Origin of the sequence: Alcaligenes sp. MMA, from assembly GCF_020907215.1 — a bacterium.
Lineage (GTDB): Bacteria > Pseudomonadota > Gammaproteobacteria > Burkholderiales > Burkholderiaceae_B > Alcaligenes > Alcaligenes aquatilis.
Genome location: NZ_JAJJPP010000001.1, coordinates 220743 through 243842, shown reverse-complemented (window position 1 = coordinate 243842; position 23100 = coordinate 220743). Strand labels below are relative to the sequence as shown.

Here is a 23100-nt window from a genome sequence, read left to right as displayed (position 1 = left end):
TTCTCTCCTTACAGATCGTCCGGGCCCAAAAGCATTTCTGTCAGGCCGCGGCCTGCTTTCACCATCGGGAACACGTTTTCGGTTTGATCCGTGATGAAGTTCAGAAATACCAGGCGGTCTTTGTGCGTGGTGAAGGCTTCGCGAATAGCGGGGACCACATCGGCTGGCTTGTCGATCTCCAGACCCACGTGACCATAGCTTTCCACCAGTTTGACAAAGTCAGGCAGTGCATCCACATAGGACTCGGAATAACGCGAGCCGTAGTCGATTTGCTGCCACTGGCGCACCATGCCCAAATAACGATTGTTCAGGCAAAGAACCTTGGGGCTCAAGCGGTACTGTTTACACGTAGACAGTTCCTGGATGTTCATCTGGATAGAACCTTCACCCGTGATGACCGCAACATCCTGGCCAGGGTTGGCCATTTGCACACCCATTGCGTAAGGCAAGCCTACGCCCATCGTGCCCAGGCCACCGGAATTGATCCAGCGACGGGGCTTATTGAATTTGTAGTACTGAGCCGCCCACATCTGATGCTGTCCTACGTCGGAGGTCACGAAAGCGTTGCCGCCCGTCACTTCCCACAGGGATTCCACCACGTATTGCGGCTTGATCAGTTCGTCCGACTTGGCGTAGGCCAAGGAGTTCTTGCCACGCCAGACATTGATCTGTTTCCACCAGTCGTTCAAGGAAGGCGGGTTTTGCGCTTCCTGACGGCTTTGCGCATACAGCTCGTTGAGCTCGGTCAGCACGTCTTTAACACAGCCTACGATAGGCACATCCACTTTCACGCGCTTGGAGATCACGGAGGGATCAATATCAATATGAATGATCTTGCGTGGATTCTGACCAAAGTGACGGGTATTGCCGATCACGCGGTCATCAAACCGTGCACCGACAGCGACCAGAACGTCGCAATGCTGCATGGTCATATTGGCTTCGTAGGTACCGTGCATGCCAGGCATGCCGATGTACTGGTCGGCCGTGCCTGGATAAGCGCCCAGCCCCATCAAGGTAGTCGTGCACGGAGCACCGCTTAACTTGACCAGCTCATTGAGCTCGTTTTCGGCATTACCCAGCACCACGCCACCACCGACGTAAATCAGTGGGCGCTCGGCGCTATTGAGAATCTGGACGGCTTTCTTGATCTGCCCCTGGTGGCCTTTGGTCACAGGCGCGTAGGAGCGCATCTTGACCTCGCCACGCTTGGGCGTGTATTTACACGTTGCGGTCGTAATATCTTTGGGGATATCAATCAGCACAGGACCAGGGCGGCCCGTCGTGGCAATGAAAAATGCCTTGCGAATGGTATCGGCCAAATCACGAACATCGCGCACCAAAAAGTTGTGCTTGACGCAAGGGCGGGTGATACCGATGGCATCACATTCCTGGAAAGCATCTTCACCAATTGCCTGGGTGCTGACCTGCCCACTGATGATGACCATCGGAATGGAGTCCAGGTAAGCGGTTGCAATACCGGTGACAGCATTGGTGACGCCCGGGCCACTGGTTACCAGTGCCACGCCCACTTTTTGAGACGAACGGGAATAGGCATCCGCAGCATGAACAGCGGCCTGTTCATGGCGCACTAGAATGTGCTGGAAGCGGTCCTGCTTGAAGATTGCGTCGTAGATATAGAGAACGGCACCACCCGGATAACCGAAAACGTGTTCCACGCCTTCGTCCGCGAGCGTGCGCACGACAATATCTGCGCCATTTAATTCAGACATGAGTTTTCCTTTCAGTCTTGCTCTGCAATATCGATCGACCACGACGGTCCGAGCTTGAACCGATGTCAGCAACATGATCTGGCGCTTCATGGCCCACAGGACCACACCACCCAGACACATTACCGTCCGGCCTGCACTCTTCGACACCCAGTGCGTGCACACAAAAACGTATGCGTTAGCTTGAAACGGAAGTCCTGGCATCCCACGCTTGTGACGCGGCCAGCAACAAAGTTTTTAGGCGCAAAAAACCGGGCGGATGGCCCGGTTAACAGTGCCTCGCTACAATTTGCTCGGATATGGAGCAAAAACACCTAGTTACTTTACCTTGACTGCACAAAGCGAGCAACTGTGATTGTTGGTAAAGTGCAAAAAAACAGGCTTAAAGCTTACATACGTAAAACGATATACTGTCTACCCATGACGAGCTGTCCGGGTATTTTATGGCATCGCCCATCCCACAATTAAAACAATTCCTGTATAGCCACTATTTTTTCGGTGGGCTGCGCCAGTCCATCGGCGTGTTGTTGCCGGTCATTATTTTGGGCCGTTTCTTCGGTCACTATGATATTGGCGTCATTGCCTCCATGGGGGCCACCTGTGTGGCCATCATTGACCAACCCGGTGGCCCGCGCCGCTACCGCAACAATGAAATGCTCGGTGGCATTGCACTGGGCACGGTTACAGTCGGCCTGACGGGTCTGGCCTCCAGCTCCCCTCTACTACTGGTGCTGTGCGTCCCCTTTCTGTGCTTTCTGTACAGCATGTTCTCCGTCTTTGGCCGTCGTGGCGGACTGATTGGTTTTGCCGCCCTGCTGCTGATGACCTTGACGATGCGCTTTCCCATGCAGCCTCACGAGGTGCTGGCCCATACGCTGTACTCCTTTGCCGGTGGCCTGTCCTACTACCTGTTCAGCACCCTGTTCCGACGCCTGTTCTGGTATCGGGAAGAGCGCCAGACACTGGCGGTAGCCCTGTTTGCCACAGCGGAATACATGGAAGCGCGCTCACAGTTCTATGACTCCACCTCGGACCTGGACGCCTGCTATCGACGGCTGATCAATCTGCAATCCAATATGACCGAAAAGCACCAGGCCGCCCGCGATGTGGTACTGCGTGAACTGCCACGCGGTTATGGACGAGGCGATCACCACCGCAAAGCGCTGCTGACAATCTTCTTGAATATGGTCAGCATTCTGGACTCGCTGGTCGCGACCTATACCGACTACACCGTCCTGCGCCGCCAGCTTTCCGACAGCGATTTCATGGTTTTTGCGCGTGATGGCTTGCACAAGCTGTCGCTGGATATTGGCCGCATTGCCATGAATGTTTCACGCAGTGCTCGCACAACTCGTCGCTCCAGCGTCAAAGCAGAGATCCGCGCCATGGAATACGAGCTGGAGAAATACAAGCGCCAAGGCATGTCTCAATCAGACCCGGAAACGTATGCACTATTAGTTCAGGTGTTACGCCGCCTGCGTAACCTGAACCGGATCGTCGAGCATATGGCCAGCCTGTCTCACCGGGCCAGCCAGAATCTTCCAGTTGATCAGTACCTGAATAAATCGCTAAGCCGAATGCTGTCGCGCGAGGAGCTACGGCTGGGCATGCTGACCAGCAATTTCAAGCTGAAGTCCTCGCACTTTCGCTATGCGGCACGGGTCAGTATTGCTTCCATGGTGGCACTGGGTGTCGGCGCACTCAGCACTCACTTCCAAAGCGAATTGGGCCTGGTCAGTGCCCTGACCGCCCACAGCTACTGGATCATCCTGACGATTCTGGTCATCATGAAACCGGGCTTTGCCATTACCCGCCAGCGCAATGGCTGGCGTCTCTTTGGCACGGTACTGGGCTGTGCGGCCGCTTTCCTGCTTCTGAAACTGACCAACAACCGCGAGCTGTATCTGATTGCCATGTTACTGGCCTACCTCTTGGGCAACAGTCTGGTCCAGTTGAACTTCCTGCTATCGGCTCTGTTCAACACGATCTTTGTGATCCTGTCCTTCCAGTTCCTGTCCACGGGTGGCTCCTTCATTATTGGAGAACGTTTGCTGGATACGCTGATTGGTTGCGGTATCGCCATGGCAGCCAGCTACTTGCTGCCCAACTGGGAGTCCAGCGCCATGACAGGACTGGCTCGCGCGGCCTTGGCCGCAAACAAAGAATTCTGGCGTGCCGGTCTGGAATTCGCTCGTTTGAGTCGTCTGCACAACCAGAGCCTCAAGAGCGGGCAGGATGGCCAGCCCACGATGACAGAAGCCCAGAAAGAACAAGTGGATCTAGACTTGATGGAAGCCGATACCGCTTGGCAAGTGGCCAACAAAAACGTACACATTGCCTTCAGCAATTTTGCCTCGGCCTTTTATCGCATGATGGATGAGCCTGTCAGCCGTCAAGCCAATGTATCCCTACTGAATAATCTGCTGATTCAAAACCATGTACTGGCCTCGCAAATCAGCGCCGCCACGCCACTTCTGGCTAATTTGAGCCAGATCCCGCCGGGCATACAGAACTCTTTGGATGCGATTGGCGCACTGATCAACGATCAGGATGCAGAGCCGCCCGCCTCTATCGAAACCGAAGGCGAACTGGCCATGCTCGCCTACCCTATCCGCCAAATGAGCAAAGCCGCCCAATTGATACGTCAGGACATGAGAGGTCTGGAATACAGCACTGGCCCGCAGTTGCCACCGGAGCGCAAGCAGGAATTGAAACAGCAAGGGGCGTGATGGCCCTATCCCGTATACATGGGGAACTCGCTGTCAGGGCCAAATACGCAAAAGCACAAAGCACAAAGCACAAAGCACAAAGCACAAGAGCATAGGGCACCAAGCCTTCCTCAGGCCGCTGGCCAAAAAAAAGCAAGGCGCAATATATGGCCCTGCCTTTCCTCTTCATACCAGCAAGACTGCAGAGCAACTAAAGATCTGCCCCTACTAGGAAAGTAATAAAGCTAAATGCTTATCCAGCCTTGGCGTCCTGTTCGGAGCGACGAAACACCAGCTTATCCTCGCTGGACAGCTCGGGCTGAAATACATAGCCTTCACGATCAAACGCTTTCAAACCTTCCACCGTTTGAACACGCTTATCGATAACAAAGCGTGCCATCAAACCACGGGCTTTCTTGGCGTAAAAGCTGATGATCTTCCAGACACCGTTTTTCTCGTCCTGGAATACACACTGCACCACACGAGCACGCAGGGCTTTCTGATCCACCGCCTTGAAATACTCTTCAGAGGCAAGGTTCAGAACGACGGGCTTGGTTTCCCCGTCCTGACGCTCGTTCAGATAGTTGGCAATGCGGCTGCCCCAGTACGCGTACAGATTCGCACCACCGGGGTTCTTCAAGCGAGTCCCCATTTCCAGACGATAAGGGCGCATCAAGTCCAAGGGACGCAATACGCCGTACAAGCCACTGAGAATCACAATATGATCCTGCGCCCACTGCAGTTCCTTGTCCGACAAGTCTGTCGCAGCCATACCTTCGTACACATCACCATTGAAAGCCAGAATGGCCTGACGGGCGTTGGAGCGGTCAAACTTGGGCTCCCACTCCTGGTAGCGCTGAACATTCAAACGAGCCAGATCGTCACTTAGCTTCATCAAACCAGCGACATCCTCTTCGGACTGAGTGCGCAAAATATCAATCAAGCCTTGCGCCTGCTCCACAAACAGAGGCTGGGTCGCCAGCTCCGTGCGTACAGGGGAGTCGTAATCCAGCTTTTTTGCTGGCGAGAGCAATAACAACATGCGCCTATATCCTTTCTATACAAACAGATAAAGGGCCACGCCCTTTATCTGTTATCCACACAATACGCTCTGACAACAATTAGCGAGCCGTCCAGCCACCATCCAGGCTTAGCGTCGTACCCGTCATTTGATCCGCAGCGGGAGACGACAGGAACACAGCGGCACCGCCCAATTGCTCGGGGGTGACAAACTGCAGGGAAGGTTGTTTCTCAGCCAGCAGCTCGCGAGCGGCGTCCTCAATATCAATACCTTTTTGCTGGCTGATCGCTTCAATCTGTTTTTCTACCAAGGGTGTACGTACCCAGCCCGGGCAGATTGCGTTGCAAGTAATACCCTTGCCAGCATTTTCCAGCGCCGTCACCTTGGTCAGGCCCACTACACCGTGCTTGGCAGCCACATAAGCCGATTTATTCACCGAGGCCACCAGACCGTGAGCCGAGGCAATATTGATAATGCGCCCCCAACCCTGCTTTTGCATGATGGGCAAGGCAGCAGCAGTGCCGTGAAATACGGCCGACAAGTTCAAGGCAATAATGGCATTCCATTTATCCACCGGGAATTCTTCGATAGGCGCGGTGTACTGAATACCAGCGTTATTGACCAGAATATCCAGACCGCCCAAGGCCTCTGCCGCCTTGGCAATAAAGTCACGCGTGGCCTGTGCGTCGCTCAGATCTGCATTCAGATAATAGGCTTTGACACCAAACGTGGACTCCAGCGTGCTGCGCTCGCGCTCGATATCTTCAGGCTGACCAAAACCATTGATCACCACATCTGCACCGGCTTTTGCCAATTCGGTGGCCATGGCCAGACCGATACCGCTGGTCGATCCTGTTACAACTGCTTTTTTACCTTTCAGCATAGATACCTCGTGAGTATTGACAACAGAGAACTGAAACCTCAAGTGTACTCGCCGCCCCCACTGCCGGGAAATGCAATGGGATCCTTTTGTCCGGAATCCTCAAGGCCTCCAGAGCAAAGTCAAACACCATCGGACCCGGTGTTAGCGCATTGCCCTATATACCTTCTGCCTACGCTGGAAAAAAGTCGGCCATGCGAAATGTGACGGGTGAATTTCCCGGACGTCGGCTGCCACCGACACTTTTACCTTAACGTGCTCATGTGACAAAACGGCAAACAAACCAAGCACAGAGAACAGGATATTCAGACCGGCAGAAAACAAAAAAGCCCTTGAATAATCAAGGGCTTTTAAAATCTTAGGTGGCGGACAGGGTGGGATTCGAACCCACGGTACGCTTGCACGTACGCCTGATTTCGAGTCAGGTACATTCGACCACTCTGCCACCTGTCCGCGATTGCTTATATGATTACAAGCAAGCCCATAAATATAGATGAAATAACCAGCTATGACAAGCATTAAAAATGAAAGGCGAAAACGCCCTACCAGATAGGTCTGGAGAACTCGCTGACGGCTATACCAACGAGGGGGACCCGCTTGGACTGAGGACGAGTGGCATCAACCGGTGTTATCAGCGATAGACAAGCGAAATCAAGCTCTCTAGCATCATAGAAGCTGAGCCATATCGCCTTGCGGTCACAAAACCTGAACACACTGACAGCAAGCCAGTATGTGGCACGACTCGAACAAACACCCCAGCGTCACTTGGGCTCCTCATCCTGGCGCTGCCGCTGCATTGACCAGCCCTGCTTTAACAAACGCTGCAACGCACATTTTCATGTTTGCCCATCTGACTGACGCAAACATGCGTGGAGCCACATAAACCAGCCCTCCTCACCGGGTCTTTCATCATGCCTATTTCCCTACTCTCACCACGACGCCTGCTGATTCCAGTGCTCAGCACCACCAGCCTGCTGCTAGCCGCTTGCAGCGGCAACTATGATCATGCGCCTTCCAACGACCTGACTGAGGCACAGCTTGAGCGCGGCCTACAAGGCCTGCAAACCCTAGTGCCACAATTGATGGAGCGCTCTGGCGTGCCTGGCGTTGCCGTGGCCGTTGTCTGGAATGGAGAGCTGCGTTATGCCCAAGGCTTTGGTGTGCGCGAAACAGGCAAACCCGAGCCAATCACGCCAGACACTGTGTTCCAGCTTGCCTCAGTCTCCAAATCTGTGGGCGCCACCGTCGTTGCCACGCAAGTGGATGCAGGCGTCATCACCTGGGACACTCCCGTAGCCACACAGCTACCGGACTTTCTGCTTGCTGGCGGTGGCCCCCAACCTAGCGTCGGTGATCTTTACGCCCATCGATCAGGCTTGCCCGACCACGCAGGGGACCAGTTGGAAGATCTGGGCTATGACCGCGACACGATTTTGCACCGCCTGCGGTATGTGCCTGTCAAACAACTGGGTAGCCACTACGCCTACACCAACTTTGGTCTGACTGCGGCGGCTCAGGCCGTTGCCAACGCCGCAGGCACCGAATGGGCCACACTTTCGGAGCGTGAGCTATACCAACCTTTAGGAATGAGCCGCAGCAGCTCGCGCTTTGCTGACTTCATCGCCCAGGATAACCGTGCCATAGGACATAGTTGGCAAGACGGGCGCTACCAGGCTTTATATCAACGCCAGCCCGATGCACAATCCCCCGCTGGTGGCGTCAGTTCTAGCGCACGCGATATGGCGCGCTGGCTGGCCCTATTGCAAGGCATGGGCACCAGTGCCGAAGGTCGCAAACTATTCGCACCGGCTGCTCTGGAACCCGCACTGGTGCGCCAGTCTCCGCCCGGCCACCAATACGGCTTTGGCTTTAATGTCGGTAATGATCCCTATGGCCAGCGCCTGAACTCACACTCGGGAGCTTTTCTACTGGGCGCATCTACCGTTTTCATGCACTGGCCCGATTCTGCACTTGGCATTGTGGTACTTACAAATGCAGCCCCCAGCGGCGTCGCCGAGGCCAGTGCAATTTCCTTTATCGAGCTGGTGCGTAACGGCTCCACCTCACAAGACTGGTACACCGTCCTTCATGATCAATTCCAGCAGGAAATGTTCCAACCTTTCGGCTCATTGGCGGGTCAAACACCCCCTGTCACACCTGTCCAGCCCTTACCGCTGGGGCGCTACACTGGCACGTACGACAACGATTACTACGGTCAGGCGTCCATCACCCTCGACAACGGTACGCTGACACTCAGTCTGGGCGAACAAGGCCAATCGTCCTACAAGCTACGCCACTGGGACGGCTCTCGCTTCGTTTTCAGTCTGCTGGGTGAAAACGCCGTCGAGGGCTCAGTCTCGTATCTGGATTTCACGGTCAACCCGGTCGGCAACGTCACGGGCCTGCGTACTGAATACTTCGCTGAAGATTTATCAGGTGGCAGCTTCATGCGTAGCGGATATTAACCCCAAAAAAAGAAGGCTGAACAATCAAGGGTTTACCCTGTATTTCGGCCTTCCTGGCTTGTCCGGCGCATGGGGTGAGCCTATAGTGAAAACAGACATTGATGCATCATAGCCCTGCCTTTTGGGGGCAGCCCTTGGAATTCCAGTGCCACGCGCTGGACTTGATAAAAGGAGTTGTCATGCAAACCTTCCAATGGATTATTGACGCGAATGGCGACGGTATATATAGCCTGAATGAGATCCTTCAGACTATGCGCTGGGGATTCCGGATACCGGGTAGCCTGATCATCGAAACCCTGGGTTCTATTCCAGCCTTAGCAGACCTGCTCAATATTCGGGCCTCGGATGCGACAGGTTACGCCTCGCTGCGAGGTGGGCTGGTCAATATCCTGTCACTCTTTTTCTGGGCTTCTCTCTGTCTCTGGTTTCTGGAGGTCAGCTCCAAGCCGCGCACAGAGCCTGCGCAACGCAACCCACGCCGTACCCCACACCTGAACAAGCAAATGGATTCCGTACACGGTCGACAATTGCATGCGAATTACAATCGTCGCCCCATCCGCCATCGTCAGGTTGAACGCCACACCTTCTGAATCCGCTCATGTAACTCCCCTGTCCTGTCGGGCAGGGGAAACATGTGTTAAGAAAGGTAAACCTCCCGCATAGCTCATACGAGCCATGTTGCGTTTGGAAGTGCTTTGCCAGGATTGCCTAACGTTTGGTACACCGATTTCAAGCAACAATCGCTGCAGCTAGAGTCACGAGAGGTGCAGCATATGAAAAAGCTACTATTAGCTGGCTTGATGGTCTTGGGCACCCACACTGCCTTTGCAGGTGGTGTAAGTGTGGACATCAATGTCGGTATTCCCGGTATCGGTTACGGACCGATCTACTACCCGCCCGCTCATGTTGTGGAACGCCCGGTTTATGTCGCTCCACCGCCGGTGGTTTACCACCCTCCCCGCTATGTCTATCGTCCCGGCTACGTGGAATATGGCCGCTCCAACAAGGAATGGCGCAAGGAGCAGCGACGCGCACACAAGCGCTGGCGCAAGCACCAGGAACGCGACTGGGATGATGACTAATCCTTCACGACGGGACCAGGAATAAAAAAGGGCTGAGGACCATGAAGGTCATCAGCCCTTTTGCGATTCAGGCAGATGCTTTTACTGCGCAGGCACCAGGCGTTCCAGACCGCCCATATAAGGACGCAGAACCTTGGGCACAATGACGCTGCCATCTTCTTGCTGGTGATTTTCCAGGACGGCTACCAAAGCCCGGCCTACAGCCAGACCAGAGCCGTTCAATGTATGCACAAACTCAGGTCGAGCCTTGCTGTCGGCACGGAAACGGGCTTGCAGGCGACGGGCCTGGAAAGCCTCGCAGTTCGAGACCGAGGAAATCTCGCGGAACGTGTCTTGTGCTGGCAGCCACACTTCCAGATCGTAGGTTTTGGCGGCAGAAAAACCCATATCGCCGGTACACAGCTGCACCACACGGTATGGCAGTTCCAGAGCTTGTAGAACATGCTCGGCATGGCCGACCATGGACTCCAACGCTTCGTAGGATTGTTCGGGGTGAACGATCTGCACCATTTCCACTTTGTCGAACTGGTGCTGACGAATGACGCCACGGGTATCACGACCACCGCTACCGGCTTCCGAACGGAAACAAGGCGAGTGAGCAGTCAGACGCATAGGCAACGCATCACCAGCCAGAATCTCGTCGCGCACCATGCCCGTCAAGCTGATTTCGGAGGTGGAGATCAGGTACAGGTCTTCAGGCTTGGATTCGGCCGGATCGGCTGGCTCGTTGTCCTGACCACCTTTGGTAACCCAGAACATATCGTCCTTGAACTTGGGCAGTTGGCCTGTGCCGTACAAGGTAGACGCGTTCACGATGTAAGGGGTGTAGCACTCGGTGTAGCCGTGCTCTTCCACTTGAGTATCCAACATGAACTGAGCCAGAGCACGGTGCAAACGGGCCAGAGGGCCACGCAGAACCATGAAACGGGCACCAGCCAACTTGCGGGCGGCTTCAAAATCCAGGCCAAATTGTTCGCCCAGGTCCACGTGGTCACGCGGCGCAAAAGTGATATGTGCAGGTTTGCCCTGATCATCTTTAGGACCGGGAATCCAGCGGCGTACTTCGACGTTGTCTTCTTCGGACTCGCCCACCGGAACGCTGTCGTGCGGCAGGTTAGGTATCGTGGCAAACCAGGAGGACAGCTCGGCCTGTACTTGGGACAGGTCCTGCTCCAACTGCTTCAGGCGCACCGGGATTTGCTGGGATTGAGCCAATGCCTCGCTGGCGTCTTCGCCCTTGGACTTGAGCTGGCCAATGCGTTTGGCCAGTGCATTGCGCTCGGCCTGCAGGGTTTCAGTTTCCACCTGTACCGCTTTGCGGCGGGCTTCCAGCTGCTGGAAACGCTCGGTGTCAAATTGCACGCCACGTTTCGCCAGGCCCTGTACCAGCGGCTCCAAGTCTTTGCGTAATTGGTTCAGATCTAACATTTAATAGCCATATAGGTGATGATTCAATCCCGATTGATCTGGTGATTTTAACCACAAGCCACCACAAGCGCAGCACAGCGCAAGCCGTAGCGGGATATCGGGAAATACGGAGGTGGCAGGTCAAGCAAGCGCCTGTCCTGTCTTAGGTATCTTTTTTACCGGCCTGCTCGTCCAACTGACGCAGGCGCTCCATTTTTTCAGCAATCTTGATTTCAAGACCACGGGGCACGGGCTGATACCAATGCGGATCGGGAATACCCTCCGGCAAGTAAGTCTCACCCGCCGCGTAAGCATTGGGCTCGTCATGAGCATAGCGATACGCATGACCGTGGCCCAGCTCTTTCATCAGCTTGGTCGGGGCGTTGCGCAAATGCACGGGCACTTCACGGCTTTTATCCTGCTTCACAAAGGCGCGGGCCTGGTTGTATGCCATATAACCGGCATTGCTCTTGGCGGCGATAGCCAGATAAATCACGGCCTGCCCCAGCGCCAGTTCTCCTTCAGGGCTGCCTAGGCGCTCAAAGGTCAAGGCGGCATCATTGGCAATTTGCATGGCGCGCGGATCGGCCAGACCGATATCCTCCCAAGCCATGCGGATGATGCGGCGCGACAAATAACGGGCATCTGCCCCACCATCCAGCATCCGGGTCAGCCAATACAAGGCGGCATCCGGGTTGGAACCACGCACCGATTTATGCAAAGCAGAAATCTGGTCGTAGAAATTGTCGCCCCCCTTGTCAAAACGCCGAGAGTTCAAGGTCAGCGCGTTTTGCAGAAAGTCCGTTGTGACCCGCTCGGTGCCGGAGGTCTTGGCGGCCGTATTAGTCTGCTCCAGCAGGTTCAAGAAACGCCGGGCATCACCGTCGGCATAGCCGATCAAGGTATCAACGGCTTGATCGTCGAACGTCAGACCATCCAGCGCATTTTGCTCCTGTACGCGGCGCAGCAGCAGCTTGAGTTCATCATCCGTCAAAGACTTGAGCACATAGACCTGCGCCCGCGACAGCAAAGCCGAATTGACCTCGAACGATGGATTTTCTGTAGTGGCGCCAATAAAGGTCACCAAGCCACTTTCGGCATAAGGGAGAAGCGCGTCCTGCTGAGATTTGTTGAAGCGATGTATCTCGTCCACGAACAGGATGGTGTGCTTGCCCATGGCCAGATTCTGCTGGGCCTGCTCCATGGCCGCACGAATGTCTTTTACGCCTGAAAAGACGGCGGACAAGGCGATGAACTCGCACTCGAATGCACTGGCCGTCAAACGCGCCAGCGTGGTTTTACCCACACCGGGAGGCCCCCAGAAAATCATGGAGTGTGGTTTCCCGGACTGAAAAGCCAAACGTAGTGGCTTGCCCTCGCCCAACAGGTGAGACTGGCCCACCACCTGATCGAGGGTTTTGGGGCGCAGCGCTTCGGCTAAGGGTGCGGCGGGTTCCTGAGCGAACAAATCACGCATGGCGATCGCCCTTCCTAAAATGGCAAGACCTGGTCAAAACGGACCAGGTCTGTATTGAAAACTTGTTTTGTCAGAGCCAGCTAAGCGCTGCCTCTGACGATAGCTGCACAAAAACAGAATGTGCATCAAGGCATGGAAACGACATCCACTCCGGCAGGAGCCTTGAACGTAAAGGTACCCAAGGTAATCCGAGGGTTCGGTTCCAAGCCGGTGAAGTCGATATACGTGGTTTGCCCGAACGAGTCCTGCAATTCCAGACGACGTGGCTCACGATCCTTGAAGCCGATGTCTACGTAGGAAAAGCCAGCATCGCTTTGCAAAGGCGTGGCTCGGATCCACTCCAGCCCATCCCGCGCATCTTGTTCGACCAGACGGAAGGAATCTTCCAGATTGCCGGTGCCAAACAAGATTGCGGCAGGCGAGGCGCCAATGGACTGGTCCACACCACGCTCGGTAACTTGGGCCAGATCCGGGTCGTATTGATAGAGCAGCTTGCCGTCAGACACGATCAACTGCTCATAAGGGCGTTGCACATGCCATTTGAACTGGCCGGGGCGCTGAAACACGAATTGCCCGGACTGCGGCGCACCTTTGGACTGGCCATTGCTATCGACTGTGCGCTGGGAAAATTCGCCTTTTGCGGCATGCACATCTTGCACAAAAGAGCGCAATTGCTCGCTGGCCGACGCGGCCATGGTCAAGGCAGGTGTAGCGGCCAGCAGCATGCTGGCCAACAGTGTCTTAATCTTCATCTTTGGCACCTCCTGCGGGGACCAGAATTTCGCGGTTACCGTTGGGCTGCATGGCCGACACCAAGCCTGCCTGCTCCATTTGTTCCAACAGTCGGGCGGCTCGGTTATAACCGATACGCAAATGACGCTGCACCGAGGAAATCGAAGCGCGGCGATTTTTGATAATGACTTGAACGGCCTGGTCATACAGCGGGTCGGCTTCTGCATCCGCCATACCCGTCACCGGGTTGACTCCCTCACCCGATTCGCCTTCGACAGCACCTTCCAGCAGGCCCCCGATGTAATCGGGCTCGCCATGTTCTTTCAAGTGCTCGACAACACGGTGAACTTCCTCATCGCTGACAAATGCGCCGTGTACTCGTTTAGGCAAGCCTGTACCAGGGGGGAGGTAGAGCATATCACCCATGCCCAGCAAGGTTTCCGCCCCCATCTGATCCAGAATGGTGCGCGAGTCGATCTTGGAGGACACCTGGAAAGCAATACGGGTAGGAATGTTCGCTTTGATCAGACCCGTAATCACATCCACACTCGGGCGCTGCGTGGCCAGAATCAGGTGGATGCCAGCGGCACGGGCCTTCTGGGCCAAACGAGCAATCAACTCTTCGATCTTCTTGCCCTGCACCATCATCAGGTCAGCCAGCTCGTCGATAATGACGACGATCATGGGCAACACGGACAACGGCTCGGGAGCATCCGGCGTCAAAGAGAAAGGATTAGGGATAGGCTCTTCACGCTTTTGCGCTTCGCGTATTTTGGCGTTGTAACCGGCCAGATTGCGCACGCCCAGCTTGCTCATCAAGCGGTAGCGTTTTTCCATTTCCGCCACACACCAGTTCAAGGCGTTGGACGCCAATCGCATATCCGTGACCACCGGTGCCAGCAAATGAGGAATGCCTTCATAGACACTCATCTCCAGCATCTTGGGGTCAATCAGGATCAGGCGCACATCGGCCGGGTCTGCCTTGTACAGCAGCGACAGAATCATGGCGTTGATACCCACCGACTTACCGGAGCCCGTGGTACCGGCTACCAGCAGGTGGGGCATCTTGGCCAAATCCGCTACCACGGGCTTACCAGCAATATCCTTGCCCAAAGCCATGGTCAGCAAAGAAGCACTGCTGTGATAAGTTTGCGAGCCGACGATTTCCTCCAGACGCACCATTTGGCGGCGGGGATTGGGTAGCTCCAGACCCATCAGGTTTTTGCCGGGAATGGTTTCCACCACCCGAATGCTGACCAGACTCAAGGCACGGGCCAGGTCTTTGGCCAGATTCACGATCTGGCTACCCTTCACACCCGTAGCAGGCTCGATCTCGTAACGGGTAATCACGGGGCCAGCCTGAGCCGCCACCACCGTTACCGCGACACCGAAGTCGGACAATTTCTTTTCAATCAGGCGCGAGGTGAATTCTATCGTTTCCTGCGACACGGTCTCTACATTGTCTGTAGCCGGGTCCAGCAAAGACAGCGGAGGCAAATCGCCCGCTTCGCCAGCCTGACGAGGCACCTTGAACAAGGTCTGCTGCTTTTCTTTCTCGACGCGCTCGGATTTGGGCACGGCCACAAACGCAGGTTCGATACGAACAGGTTGTTCATGTACCAACTGCTCCTGCTTGGCCACCACGCTTTCCGTACGCTCGGCACGCTTGACTTCACCTACCCGGCGATCCTGACGCGCCGACCACAAGATCATCACACGACGAATCGCCCCTTCGATCAATCCGCCCAGTCGTTCAGCCAGCGTCAGCCAGGAAAAACCGAAGAACAAGCTGGCCCCACCGGCGAGCAGGCCCATCAGCACTAAAGTGGCACCGCCAAAGCCTATCGACGTTACCAATAGTTGCGAAAACAATTGGCCTAACTGCCCACCAGCCCCCGCCGGAAGCTGCCATTGCTGCCCCAGATCTTTAAAGAACAGCGACTCCAGGCCCATACTGCCCAGAAACAAAAAGAAAAAGCCGATGCCAATTTCCCAATGCACCCGCGGCAAGACGTCCTCGCTCTTGGTGCCGGGCAAGAGTAAAGCGGTCAGACGATAAAAGCCCACAGCCACGCGCTGTACCAGCAGCACCACCCAGAGCCAAGCTGTCAGGCCAAATAGATACAAGAGGAAATCGGCGATATGGGCACCAAAAATGCCCCCGCCATTTTGAGTCAGACCCGAATGCACGGAATGCGACCAGCCAGGGTCGCCCGGATCCCAGGTCGCCAGTACCAGACCGAGCCAGGCTGCCAACGCAGCGAAGATAATCCACCGTGCTTCGCGCAGCAGTCCTGTCAGGCGCTGTTGCAGGGCGGAAGGCCCATTACGCACATTTTTGGATGACCGGGACGAACGAGGGGATGTTGCAGGTATTCTTGCCATGGACTCATTATAATTGGAGATCGTCTTTTTCGGATTTTCTGTGATGTCGACTACTAAGCACGCAAAAGTACTCATTCTGGGCTCAGGCCCGGCCGGCTATACCGCAGCGATCTACGCAGCCCGCGCCAACCTCAACCCTGTCTTGGTCACCGGCATGGAGCAAGGTGGCCAACTGATGACCACCACGGATGTAGATAACTGGCCAGCCGATGCCCAAGGCGTCCAGGGACCTGATCTTATGGCACGTTTCCAGGCGCATGCGGAACGATTCGAAACAGAATTAATCTTTGACATGGTGTCCTCGGTTGACCTGTCCACCCGCCCGCTGACCTTGAATGGGGATAGTGGCACAGTCTACACCTGCGATTCGCTGATTATTGCAACAGGTGCGTCGGCGCAATATCTGGGCTTGCCATCGGAACAGGAGTTCATGGGCCGTGGCGTCTCCGGTTGTGCAACATGTGACGGTTTCTTCTACAAGAATCAAGACGTGGTGGTCGTCGGTGGTGGCAATACCGCCGTAGAAGAAGCCCTGTACCTGTCCAATATTTGCAAAACCGTGACACTGATTCACCGTCGCGACACTTTCCGCTCCGAGCCCATCCTCACCGACAAACTGATGGATCGCGTCCAGAACGGCAATATCCGCCTGAAACTGCACAGCGAATTGCAAGAAGTGCTGGGCGATGCTTCTGGCGTGACCGGTGTGCGCATTATCAACAAGCAAACCCAAGCCACTGAAGATCTGGCCGTGACCGGCGCTTTTATCGCCATCGGCCATAAACCCAACACCGGGATCTTCGAAGGCAAACTGGATATGCACGATGGCTACATCACCACTCGTAGCGGCCTGAAAGGCATGGCAACCATGACCTCCGTTCCCGGTGTGTTTGCCGCAGGTGACGTGCAAGACAATATCTATCGTCAGGCCATTACCAGTGCAGCCAGCGGTTGCATGGCCGCCTTGGATGCACAGCGCTGGTTGGATGAAAACAAATAAGCCCAAAGCCGTAGGCCGCAGCCTGGCAGACCTGAAGAAGTTGCAAGGTCAGGTCCGCCAGGATCTCAACCCGCCCCCGGCCCCCGCTCGTCCTCAAGCTCGCAAGCGTCCCCGTCCACCGGATCCCGGTGGCAAGCCGGCCAAGCCGGCTCCTGCCAGCAGCGCCGCAGCAGCCCAAGACCCCATTTCTTTATTGGACCCCAGCGACAGGGCCTGGCTACGCCAGTCCATGCGTGATGTGGCTCCCTTGAAAAAACGCGGTCAAAGCATGGTCATGAGCCGCCCTGCGGCCAGCCCGGAACAGTTGGAGCAACGTCGTCGCCACGCGGTAGGTGCGCCCGTCAACACACCTGCCCTGCCCCAGGCCTCTGACCAATATGTCAGCGTGCAAGGCGAGAGCAACGATCTACGACATTTGCGTGCCAGCTGTGGCCCCGATGTCTTGCGCGACCTGGAGCGCAACCGTTGGCCGATTGAGTCCAGCCTGGACTTGCATGGCTCCGATCTGGAGCAAGCCCGAGAGCGACTGGACAACTTTCTACGTTCCTGTCTGGAACACGGTGTGCGCTGTGTACGAATTGTCCATGGCACGGGCTACGGCTCACGCAATGGCGAACCCGTTTTGCGTCATGCCGTGCGTCGCTGGCTAACCCAGTTGCCAAGCGTTCTGGCCTATATGGAATGCGCGCCCAATGAAGGTGGGCAAGGTGCCGTCAAACTGGTGCTGCAAGCCATGTCTGAACCCGGTGTTTGATTTTCTTTATTGAGTACAGACGTAAAAAAGGCCAGCTTTCGCTGGCCTTTTTTTTGTTGTTGTTATGTTGTACTGCCTATTGCTTTTATAATAGTGACCGTTTTATTCCGGTCTTTGTTGCCCAGCTTCGCGGGCTATGTCTCCTCACCTGCATGAAACGTATTGTGCCCCATTTATAACGCTGTCACACTTAGGGAATGCACTGATACCCGCATCGCAAGAAAAGATCCGTCGCCCATTCGTAATGTTTATTCGGCTGCCTGCTCCAAAGCCTTTACGGCCCGTTTCAAAAACACCTGCATTTCTTTCTCAGCCTGCTTATCGCCCTGTTCCTGAGCAATCACCAAACCCTGCTCCAGAATTTCCCTGGCCTGTTTGAATTGCTGCAGATTCACCAGCACCCGGCCCAATAGCTTCCAGGCTGCGGTGTAACGCGGATTCATTTCCACCGCTTTGGACAAATGTTCACGAGCGGCTTCCAAATCACCCTCGCCCATACACGCATTGCCCAAGCCAAAGCGCAGCAAAGCATTATCCTTGCCTGCGGCCAGTAGTTTCTCTAATCCTTCGCGCATAATCCGTACCTCTGAAAACCCAGCAAGACTTGGCCGCGTTGCCTTCGCACAAAGCAAAATAGCAGCGATAAGCCTGAAGAGCTTGATGACTATCGAACTATATAACCATCAATCTTTAAGCTTGGTTTTGTAGCACAGAATATCAACGAGCAACCAAGCAGCCCAAGGCTCGGTAGGCCCATTCCCCTGCCGGTACCGCCTTGGCTAGCGCTTTAGGCCAGATCGCCTTGCAACGCCCCCTTGCTGACCACTTCACGGCCATCCAGGCTCACCGTGCAATTACGCATCGGATAGTCGAAGTGGCAATCGGAAAAACGACCTGCCGCAGGATTGGCGCCAGTAGAAAAAAGAAAGTTACCCGCAAAGGCACGCAACTCTGTTCCGTTGGTATCGCGCTTGTCGTACATGGCCATGGAATCCCAACGAGCTGCCGGTGCCATGCCCCAGCCCACATGGCTGACCGCATAGGCATCCTTGTCATTCCAGCTTGCGTAGTAGGAACGAATCAAATCGGCATCCACGCCCTTGCCCTCAATAGCCACGACATAATCATTTTCGATACGCAGGGTCACCGCCGATTCCAGATAACGCTTGAAGGTCAGGTTCACATCCCCGCTATCGAGCACCAGCGTGCCATTCACACTGCCATTGCTGGGGTAGCAAATACATAAGCCGGCAGGCCAATACCCAAAGCTGCCCGGCTTGTCGGCTATCCCGGCACTGCCGCGCCCGATCACACCCGCCAGGCTGACCGTCAGGTCCGTACCGGCCTCGGAGCTGATGTGCATAACGCTGGCGTCGGTAATCAGCTTGCCGCCAATATCGCACTTACTTTGCATGTAAGGACTGGGTTTGACCCGCTCCAGAATCTCGGGATGCTCGTCGCTGATCATCATGATGCGGGCACCGTTGGCCAGCAGAGCCGCACGCTCGGGCGAATGCAGCAACCCTTCTACCGTGCAGTCCACAATGAACTGGCTGCCTGCCAAAGCCTGAACAATCGGGTCCATACCCTCCAGAGCCAAAGAAGTCCCAGTCGAGCGCAAGGCAATATTGCTTTTCAGACGTGGCGAGACCAGTTTCACATGGCAAACCCGTGCGCCCATTTGCGTCAGGGCCAACTCGGCCAGCTCGGCCAGCACGGAGCGCGATTGCGTCTCGGACAACACAACGGCCATCTCGCCGGGCTGCACCTTGCACAGACCAAACACCTCTACAAAATCAGCAATCCACTTGCCTTCAATATGCTCACGCAACATTTCATTACTCCTTAAGAACTCAAAAAAGGCGCTGCGCGGCTCCTTCAGCCGGGCAACGCCTGTACAGGTCAGTCGTGTAAATCCTTGCCCTTGGTCTCGGGCGAGGCAATGGTGGCCCACAAGGCCAGAATGCACAGACCAATCAGGTACCAGTCAAACACCTGCTTTTGATTGATGGAATGCAGCCAGGCTTGCAAATAGGGGGCAGTCCCGCCCGTCAGGGCACCAGCGACCGAATACGGCAAACCCATGGCGACCGCCCGGATACGAGTCGGAAACTGCTCGGGGAAAAAGGCGGGCATGATCGCAGTGGGGGCAGAGATCAAAAGCATGCCGCCTGCCATGAACACCATCAGACGCCAAATTTCGCCCTGACCACCCGTTAGCACCAGGGTCAGCGGGATGATGCTAACGATTGAGCCAATGGAGAAAAAGTACCAGTTCACTTTGCGACCAAAACGATCCGAGAATGCCCCCCAGAAAATCAAACACAGGATCAGGAACAGATTGGCCCCAACGCCTACCCACATCACCTTGGCAGCAGGCATGCCCAAAGAGGTAATGGCAAAGGTGGGTGCCATAATGGCCCAGACGTAATACAGCACCGTGCCGCCTGCCGACAAGGCAAAAACGCGCAAGCAGGCGCTGCGGTATTTCCAGACCTCTGACCAGAACACCCGCGCACCAGGACGTGCCGTTTTCCCCGAAGCCTGGGCAGCCTGACGGGCTTTGAACATGGGGGTTTCGTCCAGTTTTCTGCGCAGATACAGCGCATATACCCCCAAAGCACCACCCAGCACAAAGGGCACACGCCATGCCCAGGCCCGCACAACCTCTTCACCCAGCAGGCTGGTCAGGCAGGCACTGAGCAAGACAGCCGCCAGAACCCCGATCGTAACAAACACAAAGACGGAGGAAGACCACAGCCCGCGTTTATGGGCAGGTGCCATTTCAGTGACGTAAGTGAAAGAGGACACCACCTCCCCACCATGACCAATGCCTTGCAACAAGCGGCCCATCAACAAGAACAAGGCAGCAATCGGCCCCACCATGTCATAAGTCGGTGCAACACCAATTACCAAACTGCCCAAGGCTGTCACCAGCATGGACAAGGTCATGGTGAAGCGCCGCCCCTTGCGGTCGGCCAGCCAGCCAAAAAAGATGCCTCCCAAAGGGCGCATGAAAAAGCCCACGGCAAATACTGCCAGCGTGCCCAGCAAGGCCGCCAGCGGGTCCTCGCTATGAAAAAACTGCTTGGCAAAATAGGCGGCAAAAATCGAATACGCCGTCCAGTCGTACCACTCCAGGGCGTTACCCGCCCCAACCCCCAAAATAACGCGTCGACGCTGCGCAGCAGTCATGGGCTGCTCGCGCAAAGATGATGTATGTGCGTCCAAGAGATGTCCCCTTCACTGTGATAGTTATGCTTCTTGTTATTTGTTTTTGATCCGGTGGCTCAGGCCACCAACTGCGTGAAACGAGAACGATGAAAGATCAGTGGCGAGATTTCGCGCTCGATCTGCACATCGTGGATAAGCAATTGCACGGCATCGTGGTCCCCGGCTGGATGCACTTGAAAAACACTGCAGTCAAACCAGACCGATGCCCCTTGGATATGGACGGCTCCCTCCTCGGTCAGCTCGACCTCGATATCGCTGAAACGGCTGTCCTTGTCCGGCCCAGCCAACTGGCGACAAATAGCCGCATGTTCAGCACTCAAAATTGACACCCCCAGACGCGAGGCGCGCGACAGCAGCGCCCAGGTCGAGGAACTTTTCTGCACAAAAAAGGCGGCCAAAGGCGGATCCAGCGAGACCCCTACGGAAAAACTGGACGCCACAATGACGTGCGGCTTGCCATCGAGCACAGCCGCAATAGCGGCAACCCCCGACGGAAAGTGTCCGAAGGCTTCGCGTACCGCCCTGGCTCCCAACCCACTTATATTTTCTTTCATGACGATGACTCTGCTCAGGCGTTAAAGACCCAAAACCCAAAATGAGGCGAGCGCTCCTGTAGCCTGCTCGCTTGGCCTAAATTCTGTTTCGATCGTCATTTATTTGCAATAACAAAATAGACAATTAATGTCTTTTTTTGTTGATTTTAGGTATTAACCCTATGAAAAATCGTCGTTTTAAACACTATAGGCCTATACAATTTGCCTGTAATTTATTGCGAATAATGATCTGCAATTATTTATTTGCAATAAAATACCAATTAATAAAGCCCTGAACTACGGCAACAGGGCCTATCCCTGACAAGAAGGACAGCATGTATCTACATATCGTTTTGATGGCGCCCCACACCCCGCTCAGCCCGGAGCTGGTCCCCAAGCTGGATCACGCCTTTATCCGCATACGCCAGGAGTGCCCAGGCATAGAGCGCTTTGAGTGGGTGCCGAATTTGTCGCGCAGCTCTGCGCGCTACAGCCATGCCCTGCTGTCCGTATTCCGCACGCAGGAAGCTTTGGACGCTTACCGGGAGAGTGACGCTCATCAGGCTATGCTCGATGCCATCGCTGCGCATATTCAGGACATCGTGGTGCTGGACAGCGTGCTGGAGGAAAACCTGCCCTGAAAGGCCATGCCGCAGCCCTGTCGCACAAGACGTAACAAGCCTCGAATGCGGCCACGCTAGCGCCGCCGGGGCACGCACGGTAAAATGGCCCGCTACAAACCTACTATCAAAAATGGGTAGCGATCAGCCCCTCCACCGGAAAACAGAATGAAAGCAAGCGTCGCGATTGATGAGTTCATCGCCAGCCGAGACCATGGCGAGCACGAGCAACTTGCCCCGCACCACTACATTCTGACGCTCTACGGTCTGTTCGCCCGTCCCACGGGCGTCATCATTCCGGTGGCCAGCGTGGTCCAACTGCTAGCTGACCTGGGCGCTGAGCCATCCAGTGTGCGATCCGCTATTTCCCGACTCAAGAAAAAAGGCGTACTGGTCAGCCAACAAGCCGCCTCAGGCAAAGGCTATGCCTTGGCCGCCGAGCTGGAACCGCATATGCAAGCCGGTGACGAGCGGATTTTCTCCTCGCCCTCCATGAATATTCGGGATCCCTGGCTACTGGTCTCCTTCTCTGTTCCAGAAAGCGAACGCCAGAACCGTCACAAGATTCGTACCGGCTTGGCCCGCATGGGTTTTGGCACGGTGAATGCGGGCCTGTATATAGGTCCGGCGCGCTTGCAGGCAGAGGCTGTCGAGTACATACGCGAGCACCAGCTCTGGCCCTATATTGAGTTGTTCACCTGCGAACCCAGTGGCCTGAGCGATATTCAGGAAAAAATTTCCCGCTGGTGGAATTGGGACAAATTGGCCAACGAGTACCAGTCCTTTTTAAACTCATATCAGCACGAGGTTGAGGTCTGGCAAACCGCTTTGCGCCAGGGCACGGGCGACCCGCTGGAAGCCTTCCGCCTCTATATGCCCATGGTGACCCGCTGGCGCAGACTGCCCTTTCTGGATCCCGGCCTGGCACCCGAGCTATTGCCTGACAACTGGGTCGGCAATACGGCCCGTAAATTATTTGGTGACCTACACCGCCTGCTTAGCCCCTTGAGTTCGCAACACGTGCAACAGGCCATTCCAAACTGGAAGGCCCACCGCGCGGAGTAGATCAGCTTCT

19 protein-coding genes and 1 tRNA gene are annotated in these 23100 nt (G+C 55.4%); 8 read left to right on the top strand and 12 right to left on the bottom strand.

The window, feature by feature from the left end; genetic code table 11:
• Nucleotides 1-8: 8 nt before the first annotated feature.
• On the bottom strand, nucleotides 9-1730 hold the full coding sequence (gene ilvB, locus LNA76_RS01045; RefSeq protein ID WP_094197366.1) for a biosynthetic-type acetolactate synthase large subunit: 1722 nt from the start codon (nucleotides 1728-1730) through the stop codon (nucleotides 9-11).
• A 440-nt stretch (nucleotides 1731-2170) separates the two neighbouring features.
• Here ilvB and LNA76_RS01040 point away from each other — a divergent pair, with 440 nt between their 5' ends.
• A complete protein-coding gene (locus tag LNA76_RS01040) occupies nucleotides 2171-4456 on the top strand; it encodes an FUSC family protein (RefSeq protein ID WP_230017677.1) in 2286 nt (761 codons plus the stop codon).
• 232 nt (nucleotides 4457-4688) lie between these two features.
• Here LNA76_RS01040 and yaaA read toward each other — a convergent pair whose 3' ends face one another.
• The 3 genes from yaaA to LNA76_RS01025 form a co-directional block, all read right to left on the bottom strand.
• Nucleotides 4689-5477 (bottom strand): peroxide stress protein YaaA, encoded by a 789-nt coding sequence (gene yaaA / locus LNA76_RS01035; protein ID WP_125277923.1) that lies wholly within the window; start codon nucleotides 5475-5477, stop codon nucleotides 4689-4691.
• A gap of 79 nt (nucleotides 5478-5556) precedes the next feature.
• Nucleotides 5557-6339 carry a 3-hydroxybutyrate dehydrogenase gene (locus tag LNA76_RS01030; RefSeq protein ID WP_230017675.1) on the bottom strand — a complete coding sequence of 261 codons (783 nt, stop codon included), beginning with the start codon at nucleotides 6337-6339 and terminating at the stop codon, nucleotides 5557-5559.
• A 360-nt stretch (nucleotides 6340-6699) separates the two neighbouring features.
• Nucleotides 6700-6789: transfer RNA gene (locus tag LNA76_RS01025), tRNA-Ser, on the bottom strand.
• 458 nt (nucleotides 6790-7247) lie between these two features.
• Here LNA76_RS01025 and LNA76_RS01020 point away from each other — a divergent pair.
• The 3 genes from LNA76_RS01020 (at nucleotide 7248) to LNA76_RS01010 (ending at nucleotide 9883) form a co-directional block, all read left to right on the top strand.
• Nucleotides 7248-8801: a serine hydrolase gene (locus tag LNA76_RS01020; protein ID WP_230017673.1), complete on the top strand. Its 1554-nt coding sequence runs from the start codon at nucleotides 7248-7250 to the stop codon at nucleotides 8799-8801.
• A 179-nt stretch (nucleotides 8802-8980) separates the two neighbouring features.
• On the top strand, nucleotides 8981-9391 hold the full coding sequence (locus LNA76_RS01015) for a hypothetical protein (protein WP_094197370.1): 411 nt from the start codon (nucleotides 8981-8983) through the stop codon (nucleotides 9389-9391).
• Nucleotides 9392-9574: 183 nt separating this feature from the next.
• On the top strand, nucleotides 9575-9883 hold the full coding sequence (locus LNA76_RS01010) for a hypothetical protein (RefSeq protein ID WP_094198403.1): 309 nt from the start codon (nucleotides 9575-9577) through the stop codon (nucleotides 9881-9883).
• An 81-nt stretch (nucleotides 9884-9964) separates the two neighbouring features.
• Here LNA76_RS01010 and serS read toward each other — a convergent pair whose 3' ends face one another.
• From serS to LNA76_RS00990, 4 genes are all read right to left on the bottom strand, one after another.
• Complete coding sequence (gene serS, locus LNA76_RS01005; protein ID WP_094197371.1) at nucleotides 9965-11311, bottom strand: serine--tRNA ligase; 1347 nt, start codon at nucleotides 11309-11311, stop codon at nucleotides 9965-9967.
• Between the two features lie 142 nt (nucleotides 11312-11453).
• Entirely contained in the window at nucleotides 11454-12767 is a 1314-nt protein-coding gene (locus LNA76_RS01000; RefSeq protein ID WP_230017671.1) for a replication-associated recombination protein A, read from the bottom strand.
• A gap of 125 nt (nucleotides 12768-12892) precedes the next feature.
• The gene (gene lolA, locus LNA76_RS00995; RefSeq protein ID WP_108727785.1) at nucleotides 12893-13519 is read right to left on the bottom strand and encodes an outer membrane lipoprotein chaperone LolA; all 627 of its coding nucleotides are present in this window, start codon (nucleotides 13517-13519) and stop codon (nucleotides 12893-12895) included.
• Nucleotides 13509-15884: a DNA translocase FtsK gene (locus LNA76_RS00990; RefSeq protein WP_230017670.1), complete on the bottom strand. Its 2376-nt coding sequence runs from the start codon at nucleotides 15882-15884 to the stop codon at nucleotides 13509-13511. Before LNA76_RS00990 ends, lolA begins: the two co-directional genes overlap by 11 nt.
• Before the next feature lie 43 nt (nucleotides 15885-15927).
• Between LNA76_RS00990 and trxB the strand changes: the two genes are divergently transcribed.
• Together trxB and LNA76_RS00980 are read left to right on the top strand one after the other, a co-directional pair.
• Nucleotides 15928-16884 (top strand): thioredoxin-disulfide reductase, encoded by a 957-nt coding sequence (gene trxB, locus LNA76_RS00985; protein ID WP_094197375.1) that lies wholly within the window; start codon nucleotides 15928-15930, stop codon nucleotides 16882-16884.
• A complete protein-coding gene (locus LNA76_RS00980; protein ID WP_230017669.1) occupies nucleotides 16871-17638 on the top strand; it encodes a Smr/MutS family protein in 768 nt (255 codons plus the stop codon). Before trxB ends, LNA76_RS00980 begins: the two co-directional genes overlap by 14 nt.
• Before the next feature lie 248 nt (nucleotides 17639-17886).
• On the opposite strand, the gene LNA76_RS00975 is transcribed toward LNA76_RS00980, so the two are convergent.
• The 4 genes from LNA76_RS00975 to LNA76_RS00960 form a co-directional block, all read right to left on the bottom strand.
• Complete coding sequence (locus LNA76_RS00975; RefSeq protein ID WP_094197377.1) at nucleotides 17887-18213, bottom strand: tetratricopeptide repeat protein; 327 nt, start codon at nucleotides 18211-18213, stop codon at nucleotides 17887-17889.
• 212 nt (nucleotides 18214-18425) lie between these two features.
• Nucleotides 18426-19472: a peptidase M29 gene (locus LNA76_RS00970; protein ID WP_230017668.1), complete on the bottom strand. Its 1047-nt coding sequence runs from the start codon at nucleotides 19470-19472 to the stop codon at nucleotides 18426-18428.
• Between the two features lie 68 nt (nucleotides 19473-19540).
• Nucleotides 19541-20869 carry an MFS transporter gene (locus tag LNA76_RS00965; RefSeq protein WP_230017667.1) on the bottom strand — a complete coding sequence of 443 codons (1329 nt, stop codon included), beginning with the start codon at nucleotides 20867-20869 and terminating at the stop codon, nucleotides 19541-19543.
• Between the two features lie 59 nt (nucleotides 20870-20928).
• Nucleotides 20929-21426 carry a flavin reductase family protein gene (locus LNA76_RS00960; RefSeq protein WP_121739363.1) on the bottom strand — a complete coding sequence of 166 codons (498 nt, stop codon included), beginning with the start codon at nucleotides 21424-21426 and terminating at the stop codon, nucleotides 20929-20931.
• A gap of 314 nt (nucleotides 21427-21740) precedes the next feature.
• On the opposite strand from LNA76_RS00960, the gene LNA76_RS00955 reads away from it, so the two are divergent.
• Together LNA76_RS00955 and LNA76_RS00950 are read left to right on the top strand one after the other, a co-directional pair.
• The gene (locus LNA76_RS00955; RefSeq protein WP_108727791.1) at nucleotides 21741-22046 is read left to right on the top strand and encodes a Dabb family protein; all 306 of its coding nucleotides are present in this window, start codon (nucleotides 21741-21743) and stop codon (nucleotides 22044-22046) included.
• A gap of 147 nt (nucleotides 22047-22193) precedes the next feature.
• Entirely contained in the window at nucleotides 22194-23090 is an 897-nt protein-coding gene (locus LNA76_RS00950; RefSeq protein ID WP_094197382.1) for a PaaX family transcriptional regulator, read from the top strand.
• Nucleotides 23091-23100: the final 10 nt, after the last annotated feature.